Genomic DNA, 9,663 nt, shown 5'->3' on the forward strand with positions numbered 1-9,663 from the left:
CGCGCTGGTCGCCGCGGCCCTCGACCCGGCCGCCACGGACCACTGCGTGGCCGGGCACCGCTCCGCCGAACCCGGCCACGCCGTCGCGCTCGCCTCCCTCGGCCTCCGGCCGCTGGTAGACCTGGAGCTCCGGCTGGGGGAGGGCACCGGCGGCCTGCTCGCCCACCCCCTCGTCTGCGCCGCCGTACGCGTGATGCACGACGTCGCCACGTTCGACTCGGCGGGCGTCTCGGAGAAGCAGGTGTGAGGATGGACCTGGTCGCGACGTTCTCGCGGATCACCGGCGGTCATCGGCGAGCGTGACCCTGATGTGCCAGTGGTGAGGTGGTGACAGTGTCCCGATACGGTCCGATGTACGGCCCCGACATCACGTTCCTGGGTGTCGAGCGTTGCGACGTCGGCGATCCCGCGAGCTACGCGGGCGCCGACGTGGTGATCATCGGCGCGCCGTTCGACGGCGGCACCTCCAACCGGCCCGGCGCCAGGTTCGGCCCGATGGCGCTGCGCCAGGCCTGCTACCTGCCGCACGACGGCTCCCGGCCCAGCCTGGCGCTGCGCGTCGACGCGCTGCGCGACCTGCGGGTGCTCGACGCGGGCGACGTCGAGTGCTACTCCGGCGACGTCGAGGGCTCGCTCACCGCCATCGAGGACGCCGTGCACCGCGTGGCCGCCTCCGGCGCCATCCCGCTCGTCCTTGGCGGCGACCACACCGTCGCCCTCCCCGACGCGCGGGGCACCGCCCGCGCGCACGAGCCCGGCCGCACGTCGATGATCCACTTCGACGCGCACGCCGACACCGGCGACATCGCGTTCGGCCACCTGTACGGGCACGGCCAGCCCATGCGCCGCCTGATCGAGTCGGGCGCGATCCGCGGCGACCGCTTCCTCCAGATCGGCCTGCGCGGCTACTGGCCGGAGCCCGAGACGCTCGGCTGGATGGCCGAGCAGCGGATGCGCTCCTACGAGATGACCGAGATCGTCGCCCGCGGGCTCGACGAGTGCCTGACCGAGTCGTTCGGCATCGCGCTCGACGAGTGCGACCATGTCTTCCTGTCCGTCGACATCGACGTGTGCGACCCCGGCCACGCCCCCGGCACCGGCACCCCCGAACCGGGCGGCCTCTCGGCCAGGCAACTGCTCGACGCGGTGCGACGCATCTGCTACGAACTGCCCGTCGCAGGCATGGAGGTGGTCGAGGTCGCCCCGCCGTACGATCACGCGGACATCACCGCGATGCTCGGCAACCGCGTTATCCTTGAGGCGCTCTCAGCGCTGGCCAGACGCCGCAAGGACGACGAAGGCGGGCCCCGCTGGGATCCCCACCAGCCCCTGCTCGACGGCCGTTAACCTGTGCGAAGCAAACGTTCCGTTAAGACCCGGTAGGTTTACCTCCTGACACACCCAACCACGCGAACGGGAGATTCCCACCATGGGCCCCTACCTCCTCGGCCTGCGGCTTTCCGGTCGCCGGGTCCTCGTCGTGGGCGGCGGCCGCGTCGCCCAGCGTCGGGTGCCCGCCCTGCTCGAGGCGGGCGCGGTGGTCACCCTGGTGTCGCCCAGTGTCACACCGGCCCTAGACGATCTGATCGCCGCCGGCCGGGTCACCTGGCACGCCAGGCCCTACGAGGTGGGCGACTGCGACGGCTCCTGGCTCGTCCAGGCCTGCACCGACGAGCGGTCCGTCAACACGGCCGTCGCCGCTGAGGCCGAGGCCAAGCACATCTGGTGCGTACGGGCCGACGACAAGGACGCCTCGGCCGCCTGGACCCCCGCCTCGGGGCGGGTCGACGAGATCACCGTGGCGGTCACCGCCGGAGGAGACCCGCGCCGCGCGGCGGGCATCAGGGACGCCGTGGTGGGCGCCCTCCGCGACGGCACGGTCGACGCCCGCCGCAACCGCACCAAACCGGTCGGCGTGGCCCTGGTCGGCGGTGGTCCCGGTGACCCCGGGCTGATCACCGTACGCGGGCGGCAGCTCCTCGCGCAGGCCGACGTGGTGGTCGCCGACCGGCTCGCGCCCCGCGCCCTCCTCGACGAGCTCGCCCCCGACGTCGAGCTCATCGACGCCGCCAAGGTCCCGTACGGCAGGGCCCTCGCCCAGGACACCATCAACGAGCTGCTCATCGACCGGGCGAGACAGGGCAAGTTCGTGGTCAGGCTCAAGGGCGGCGACCCGTTCGTGTTCGGCCGCGGCGGCGAGGAGATGATCGCCTGCGCCAGGGCGGGCATCCCCGTGCTGGTCGTGCCCGGCATCACCAGCGCCGTGGCGGTGCCCGCGGCGGCCGGCGTCCCGGTGACCCATCGGGGGGTGAGCCAGGAGTTCCACGTGGTGTCCGTCCACGTCGCGCCGGACGACCCCCAGTCGACGGTCGACTGGCCGGCGATGGCCCGTTCCCAGGGCACCCTCGTCCTCCTCATGGGCGTGGAGCGGCTGGCGAAGGTGGCCGAGGCCCTCCTGAGAGACGGACGTGCGCCGGAGACTCCCGTAATGGTCGTGCAGGACGGTACCCTTCCGACCCAGCGGGCGGTTATCGCTCCACTTTCCACCGTGGCCGACCGCGTGTCCGCGGCTGGGATACGGCCGCCGGCGATCATCATCGTCGGCGACGTCGTGAGGGTCGGCCAGGAGGTCGAGATGGTTCGAGCGGAGCGCTTGCCGTGAACACGGCCATGGATGACGGGCGCCAGGAGTCGCCGGGCGAGCAGACCCTGAGCTTTCGCCCCATCAGAGACGATGACCTCGTCCCCCCGGACCAGGCCCACGACACCGGCACCCCGCCCGCACGCGCCGGCGCCGTACCGGCTGACGCCCCGGCACCGGCGGACGAGCCCGCACCGGACGCCGAGCCCGCACCGGACGCCGAATTCGCAGTGGCGGACGAGCCCGCACCGGCCGACACCGCCACGCCGGACGCCGTGCCCGCACCCGGCGAGCACCTCGACTCGGCCGACGAGCCCACACCGGCCGACCAGCCCACACCGGCCGACCAGCTCACACCGGCCGACCAGCCACACCGGCCGACCAGCTCACACCGGCCGACCAGCTCACACCGGCCGACCAGCTCACACCGGCCGACGAGCCCGCACCGGGCGAGCAGGCCGTGCCCGACGAACAGGCCGCGTCCGCGGAGACGTCCGTGCCCACCGGCGAGTCCTCCGAGGAGGAGCCCGCTCACACCGAGCCCGACCAGGACGAGCAGGATCAGGACGACGAGCCCGCGCCAGAGCGCGACGAGGAGACTCCTCCGGCGCTCGCCGATCCTCCCGAGGCGCAGGCTGAGGAGGCGCCCAATGGCGAGCCCGACCAGGTCGAAGACGTCCAGGACGAGGACGACCTGGACGAGCCCGACCAGGACGAGGGCGAGCAGGACGAGGGCGAGCAGGACGAGGAGGACCTGGACGGGGAGGACCCGGGCGAGCCTCGGGCGGCCGAGCCGAGCCAGGAAGAGGCGGTAGAAGCAGAGCAGGACACCCCCGGCGAAGCGGGCGCGCGCCCCGAGGAGCCGGAGCGGCGGGGTGGTGAGGGGTTGCCGCCCGAGACCGTGGCGGCGCTCACCGCGGCGCTCGACACCCTGCGCGCGAGCGTGTCCGAGGTGAGCTTCGGTCTCGACCTGCCAGGCGCCGGCGAGGCGCGGCAGGCGCAGGCCGACCTGCTGGCCCAGCTCCAGGACTACGTGCTGCCGAGGGTGCGCACCAACACCGCGCCCGCACTCATCGTCGTCGCCGGCTCGACCGGCGCCGGCAAGTCCACGCTGGTCAACTCACTGGCCGAGAAGAACGTCTCGCGCACCGGGGTGCGGCGGCCGACCACCGGCGTCCCGGTCCTCGCCTGTCACCCCGACGACCGGAAGTGGTTCGCCGAGGGAGAGCTGCTCGGCGGGCTGCGGCGCATCGACAAGCCTTCGCCCGACGCCGGCCTCGACAGCCTCATCGTCGTACCGACCGAGAAGCTGCCGCAGGGCGTGGCGTTGCTCGACACCCCCGACATCGACTCGGTCGTCGAGGAGCACCACGAGATCGCGCAGCGCATGCTCGACGCGGCCGACCTGTGGGTCTTCGTCACCACCGCCGCCCGCTACGCCGACGCCCCCGCCTGGAACCTGCTCAGGCTCGCCAAGGAGCGCGGCGCCCGGCTCGCCATCGTGCTGTCGAGGGTGCAGCCGAGGGCTCGCGACGTGGTGCTCAAGCACTTCGTCCGCATGCTCACGGAGTACGGCCTGGGCGAGATCGACCGGTTCGTCATCAACGAGTCGAAGGTCGTCGACGGCCGCCTGCCCGACAACGAGGTCACCGACCTGCGCCTGTGGCTGGCCGAGCTCTCGGTCGACGAGGAGCGGCGCGCGCAGGCCGTACGGGAGACGCTGAACGGCGTGCTCAACAGCTTCCGCACCCGCGTCCCCGCGCTGGCCAAGCACATGGAGCTACAGGTGGCCTTCCGCGGCGACCTGCGGGCCGACGTGGACGCCGCCTACCGCAACGCGCTCTCCGAGATCGACAAGGCGTTCCGCACCGGGGCGCTGATCCAGGGAGAGGTGCTCGCCCGCTGGCAGGACTTCGCCGGCTCCGGCGACCTCATGCGCACCCTCCAGCTGCGCAAGCGCGGCAGGTCGGCGAGGCAGGCGCCCGAGCGGATCACGGCGTTCAGGGCTGCGCTGCGGGTGGGCCTCGAGTCGGTGATCGCCGCCTCCGCCAACCGCGCCGCGGAAGAGGTGGTGGCGCGCTGGCGGCACCGCTCGCCGCTCGGTGTGACGCTCGCGGAGGGCCTGGAGCGCCCCTCCGACGATCTCGTACGGCACGCGAGCCGGGCCATCGCCGCCTGGCAGGAGCACGTCGCCGAGCTGGTGCGCACCGACGGGGTGGCCAAGCGTTCGGTGTCGAAGCTGCTGTCGTTCGACGCCGACTCGCTGTCATTGATCTTCATGGTCGCGATGTTCAGCGGCGGCACCGTCGAGGGCGTGCAGCACCGGCTCGTCACCGCGCTGCTCGGCGCGGAGTCGCTGCGCGGCATCGGCGCGAAGGCGCTCAGCGACCTGCGAGCCAGGATCGGCATGCTGTTCGACGAGGAATCCATGCGTTACGTGCAAGCGCTCGACTCCGCGGGCATCCCCGACGAGTCCATCGCGACCCGCCTCTACCAGGCCACGTACAACCTCGAGGTGGCTCGATGACCACCGTAGCGGCGAGGCCGAGCCTCGCGATGCGGCTCAACGCCCTCACCAAGATCGTGGAGCTCGGCCCGGGACGGCTGGAGCCCAAGTTGCTCGCCGAGGCCAGCACCCTGCTCACCCGGGCAGGAGAGCGGCTCAAACTGTCGTCGGAGCACACCGTGGTCGCCCTGGCGGGCGGCACGGGCAGCGGGAAGTCGTCGCTGTTCAACGCCGTCTCAGGGTTGGAGCTCTCGCCCACCGGTGTGCGCAGGCCCACCACGGCCCGCACTCACGCCTGCGTGTGGGGGCTCGACGGGGCGACACCGCTGCTCGACTGGCTGCAGATCCAGTGGCGCCACCGGTTCGCGCGGGCCAGCGCGCTCGACAAGGGCGAGAGCCAGCTGCACGGGCTGATCCTGCTCGACCTGCCCGACCACGACTCGATCAGGGCGCTCACCGACAACGAGGCCGACCGGCTCATCGGCCTGGCCGACCTGGTGGTGTGGGTGCTCGACCCGCAGAAATACGCCGACGCCTCCACCCACCGCCGCTACGTCACGGAGCTGGCCGGGCGCGACGCGCCCACGGTGTTCGCGCTCAACCAGGCCGACAGGCTGACCGCCGCGGAGCTGGCCGAGCTGGTCATCGACCTCAACGACCTGCTCCGCCGCGAAGGCGTCGAGCACCCGAGCGTCGTGCCCACCTCGGCGATCACCGGCCGGGGCGTCGACAGCCTCAAGAGCGTCCTCGCCGCCGCCGTGTCGCGGCGCAGGGCCGCCGTCCAGAAGCTGGAGGCGGACCTCCACCGCCTGGAGCAGCGCGTGGCCCAGACCATGCCGGCCGACGAGGCGCTCTCCGCCCCCTCCACCGTCGACGACGCGCGCAGGATGGGCCTCACCGACGCGCTCTGCGACGCCGTGGGCGTCCCGGCGGTCGGCGAGGCGATGGAGAACATCTACGCCGAGCGGTCGATGAGCTGGGTCGGCTGGCCGTACCCGCGATGGTTCGCCAAGCTGCGGCCCGACCCGCTCAAGAGCCTGCGCCTGGACGACGTCGCGGACGAGATCCGCGGCATCACCGACGGCTCGGTGAGCGCGCAGTCCGCCGAGGTGATCAACGCGGTGCAGGCGCTCGCCGACGGCCTGTCGGGCGGGATGCACCCGGTGTGGCGCGCGTCGCTCAACCACGCGGCGCGCTCGCGTGCCGCGCAGGTGCCGAAGGCGCTCACCGAGAACCTCACCAAGGTCGCCCCCCACCTCCACCACGTGCCGGCGTGGTGGCGACTGCTCAAGACGTGGCAGTACACGCTCGTCGCGGCGTTCGTCACGGGCCTGGTGTGGATGGGCGCCGGGCTGCTCTTCCCCGGAGACGCGCCGCTCGGCTTCCAACTGCTCGGCGACACGGCGGCGCTGCCCTGGGTCGGGCTGATGATGGCCGCCGTGCTGGGGTTGGGCGCGCTCTCCGGCATCGCCTCACGCAACTTCGTCGAGCTCGGCGCGTCGAGGGAGCGCGAACGCCTCGAACGCGAGATGCGCCGCCGCGTGGCCGCCATCGCCGAGACGATGGTGGTGGAGCCGGTCGAACGCGAGCTGGGCCGCCACCACGCGTTCTACACGGCCATGAGAGCTCTGGCCGGCTAGAGCCACACCGGCGTTCCGGTTTCCCGGCTTCTCGTGTCAGTTCGCCGGCCGGGCCGCCGGCTCGTCGCGGTCGTGGCCGGCCGGTCGATCCAGCCGAGCAGGGCGGCCTGCAGCCCCGCCTGGAAGCGCGTCTCGGCGCCCAGGCGGGCCATCAGTTCCTGAATCCGGCGCTGGTACGTACGGGCGCTGTAGCCGAGGTGCTTGGCGGCCGTCCTGTCGGGGACGCCTGCGGTGAGCATCGACAGGAGACGACGGTCGTCCGAGGTCGGCGCTTCGGCACCGCCCATGCCGCCGCCCGCGTCCGGGCCTCGTAACGCCAGCGGCAGTGCGCGGTCCCAGAGCGCCTCGAACAGGGCGCTCGGTGGCGGCGACCAGCACCCGGGCGAACGGCGCGACCACCATCACCCTGGACGCCCGCCAGGCCGTTCCGCCCTCGGCATCGGTGCCTGCGCTCGCGGTGCCTGCGCTCGCGGTGGCGGCGGCCTCGGTGTCGGCGTCGTCGGTGCCTGCGTCCTCAAGGGATGTGCCGGGACCCGCGGAGGTCGCCGACCACCAGATGGTGTTCACCTACTGGGCGCCCCACTCGACCTGGACCTCCTACATCCCGGCCACACCGGGCATGATGGTCTTCGCCACACCCGTGGCACCGGTCGACGGCACCTGGTCATGCAGGATCACTTCACCCTGTTCCGCAGGGGAGAGGACTGCGCGATCCACATCCTCAACTTCTCGCGACCCGACGGCATCCCCGGCTCCCTGCGCCACGTGATCGACCCCGCCCAACTGGCGGCCATCCAGACGCGCCCCACGCCGACGTGCCCGGCCTGTCGCTAAGCCATAGGAGCCATGGGAGCCATGGGGGCCACCTGGGAGGCCGCCTCCCCATCCACAGACGGCCTCACCAGACCCCACCCGTTTCCACAGAACGCCGCTCGACCGCCCCCGCCTCCCCACCACTCAGGCACCGTGTTCCCAGGTCGCGGGCATCCCGCCCGCCGCATGGGAGGCAACGGATGAACGACATTTACATCACGCTCACCGGCAACGTCGCAGCAGAGCCCCGGCAATACACGTTCGAGGACGGTGTGAAAGTGACGTCGCTGCGGGTGCTGACGGCTCACCGCTACTTCGACAGGAAGACCGGGCAGTGGACCGACGGGGAGAAGGTGTGCTTCGCGGTGCGCTGCTGGCGGGCTCTCGGCGACAACGTGGCCCAATCGATCAAGATCGGCCAGCCTGTGATGGTGTCGGGCAAGCTCCGCATCCGCGAGTTCGGCCAGGAGGGCGACCGCCGCTTCATGCCCGAGGTGGAGGCCAGCGCGGTCGGCCACGACCTGCGCTGGGGCACGGGGACCTTCGCCAAGCCCGACCGGGGCGGCGGCGTGGCCACGGTCAGCAAGGAGATGCGCGACCGCCTCGATGCCGAGATAGAAGACTGGGCCATGGGCACCAAACCGACCGGCGACCGCAGGGCCACCCCAGAGCGCGACACATCCGCCGTTCAGGCATCCCCCACCACGCCCGAGAGCACGGACCAAGCCGTCGCCCCAGCGACACCCCACCCTCCCGCCCGGAAGCAGAGCACCAAGACGAAGCGCCCCCTCCCTGACGATCCCGCGACAGTCCGCATCCTCGGGGCCGACGACAACGAGCACGAGTCCGAAGACGCCGAATGGCCATCGGAAGAACGCGCAGCAGCCTGACACAGGCAGGCTGGCCCGGACGAAAGACGCTTGGACGGGGAGTGAATACGCGGACCGCACACGAGGAAGAGGAACCGTTGGCCATGGCTCGCGACACAGCCAGCGATCATGCGCAGCCGTCCCGAGCACGCCAGACAGTGTGGTCAGAGCACAGCCAGCCGGATATCCCGGGCCTCGTCAGCCGTGCGTGGCACCATGGACAGGCCTGGCCCGGGGTCCCGGTCGAGGCCGTCGCGTGCAGCGACGTACGAGTAGTCGCCTCGCCGGACTCGGGCCTGTGCCCGCCCGAGTGGGGGGCATCATGGTGCTGGGCGACGCAACCCTCGCCACGGTGCCCCACACCCGCCTGATCGAGCCCGTACGGGATGCGCTGCTTCGGAGCGCCACCCCCGAACAACGCCCGCCCCGCCCCAGCCAGGGCGGCCGTCATGAACCTCGAACGACTCCATACGATGCTGCCCTGGGGTGGCCTCCTACGCGCTGGCCCAGTACGGGATCGACTCCCGCGTGGAGGCGGTGATCCTGGAGGCCGATGGCAATGGCTCGCACACCCTGTACGGCGGGGACGGGCCGCATTGGAACCCCGACGGCACGTTCAATGGGCACACGGTGCTGGTGGTGCCCGCCGCTGGCCGGTTCCTGGACGCGACGCTCCAGCAGTATGCGGAGGTGCCCAACACCGAGCAGGCTGCCCTGCTTATGGGGCCGCTGATCGACGGCGAGGGCCGTGGTTCCTCACCGCTGCCGACGCACCGGCGCGACCACCTCGTCGTCTACCACCCGGTGCCGGACGGGCAGCGGGACGTCTGGCGCGGCCCGCAGGTGGTCGCACACGAGGCGGCATACCGGAAAGCAGGCGCCAACCTGGCCGCGAACGTGATCGACATGCTGCGGCGGGAATTCCTACGCGACAAGACACTCGCCTCGCCCTATCCGAGGCTGCGTCGACTGGTGCAGGCATTGGACGGGGCCAAGACGGTCGCGGACGGCCACGGCTACCGGTTCCGCCTCCCCCGCAGCGGGCAAGAGGTCCGGCTGGCGGACCTCCGCTGATTGCATGCCGTTGGTCAGTGGAAACGCGCTGCAATGGATTCTAAGTGGGTGTTTGATCCTGGGAGTTCCGTCTGGTTCACGTGTCAGGCGTTTCGCCAGGTTGGGGTGGATTCGCCGGTG

Annotated in this window: 9 protein-coding genes; 8 read left to right on the forward strand and 1 reads right to left on the reverse strand. The window is 71.8% G+C overall.

Annotated features, from left to right (window positions below; translation table 11 throughout):
- The 5 genes from DQW85_RS15620 to DQW85_RS15640 all read left to right on the forward strand — a co-directional run.
- A partial coding sequence (locus tag DQW85_RS15620; RefSeq protein WP_162795023.1) for a nicotinate-nucleotide--dimethylbenzimidazole phosphoribosyltransferase occupies positions 1-247 on the forward strand: 247 nt, incomplete at its 5' end.
- An 86-nt stretch (positions 248-333) separates the two neighbouring features.
- The gene (gene speB / locus DQW85_RS15625; protein ID WP_113701036.1) at positions 334-1,347 is read left to right on the forward strand and encodes an agmatinase; all 1,014 of its coding nucleotides are present in this window, start codon (positions 334-336) and stop codon (positions 1,345-1,347) included.
- An 82-nt stretch (positions 1,348-1,429) separates the two neighbouring features.
- Positions 1,430-2,662: a uroporphyrinogen-III C-methyltransferase gene (gene cobA / locus DQW85_RS15630; RefSeq protein ID WP_113701037.1), complete on the forward strand. Its 1,233-nt coding sequence runs from the start codon at positions 1,430-1,432 to the stop codon at positions 2,660-2,662.
- Between the two features lie 439 nt (positions 2,663-3,101).
- Complete coding sequence (locus DQW85_RS15635) at positions 3,102-5,168, forward strand: GTPase (protein WP_240197204.1); 2,067 nt, start codon at positions 3,102-3,104, stop codon at positions 5,166-5,168.
- Positions 5,165-6,787, forward strand: coding sequence for a GTP-binding protein (locus tag DQW85_RS15640; RefSeq protein ID WP_113701038.1), 1,623 nt, complete (start codon positions 5,165-5,167; stop codon positions 6,785-6,787). The genes DQW85_RS15635 and DQW85_RS15640 overlap by 4 nt, the downstream gene beginning before the upstream one ends.
- Here the strand turns inward: DQW85_RS15640 and DQW85_RS15645 are convergent.
- Positions 6,784-7,074, reverse strand: coding sequence for a helix-turn-helix domain-containing protein (locus tag DQW85_RS15645; protein ID WP_113701039.1), 291 nt, complete (start codon positions 7,072-7,074; stop codon positions 6,784-6,786). The genes DQW85_RS15640 and DQW85_RS15645 overlap by 4 nt on opposite strands.
- A gap of 379 nt (positions 7,075-7,453) precedes the next feature.
- On the opposite strand from DQW85_RS15645, the gene DQW85_RS44520 reads away from it, so the two are divergent.
- The 3 genes from DQW85_RS44520 to DQW85_RS15655 all read left to right on the forward strand — a co-directional run bounded on the left by DQW85_RS44520 (position 7,454) and on the right by DQW85_RS15655 (position 9,543).
- Entirely contained in the window at positions 7,454-7,621 is a 168-nt protein-coding gene (locus DQW85_RS44520) for a hypothetical protein (RefSeq protein ID WP_162795024.1), read from the forward strand.
- Positions 7,622-7,800: 179 nt separating this feature from the next.
- Complete coding sequence (locus tag DQW85_RS15650) at positions 7,801-8,490, forward strand: single-stranded DNA-binding protein (RefSeq protein ID WP_113701040.1); 690 nt, start codon at positions 7,801-7,803, stop codon at positions 8,488-8,490.
- 465 nt (positions 8,491-8,955) lie between these two features.
- The gene (locus DQW85_RS15655; RefSeq protein WP_113701041.1) at positions 8,956-9,543 is read left to right on the forward strand and encodes a hypothetical protein; all 588 of its coding nucleotides are present in this window, start codon (positions 8,956-8,958) and stop codon (positions 9,541-9,543) included.
- Positions 9,544-9,663 lie beyond the last annotated feature (120 nt).

Origin of the sequence: Nonomuraea lactucae (genome assembly GCF_003313395.1) — a bacterium.
GTDB lineage: Bacteria > Actinomycetota > Actinomycetes > Streptosporangiales > Streptosporangiaceae > Nonomuraea > Nonomuraea lactucae.

Coding starts and splice junctions, on each gene's coding strand:
- cobA (WP_113701037.1), top strand. CDS start 1,430: ATGGGCCCCTACCTCCTCGGCCTGCGGCTTTCCGGTCGCCGGGTCCTC.
- DQW85_RS15640 (WP_113701038.1), top strand. CDS start 5,165: ATGACCACCGTAGCGGCGAGGCCGAGCCTCGCGATGCGGCTCAACGCC.
- DQW85_RS15645 (WP_113701039.1), bottom strand. CDS start 7,074: ATGGGCGGTGCCGAAGCGCCGACCTCGGACGACCGTCGTCTCCTGTCG.
- DQW85_RS44520 (WP_162795024.1), top strand. CDS start 7,454: ATGCAGGATCACTTCACCCTGTTCCGCAGGGGAGAGGACTGCGCGATC.
- DQW85_RS15650 (WP_113701040.1), top strand. CDS start 7,801: ATGAACGACATTTACATCACGCTCACCGGCAACGTCGCAGCAGAGCCC.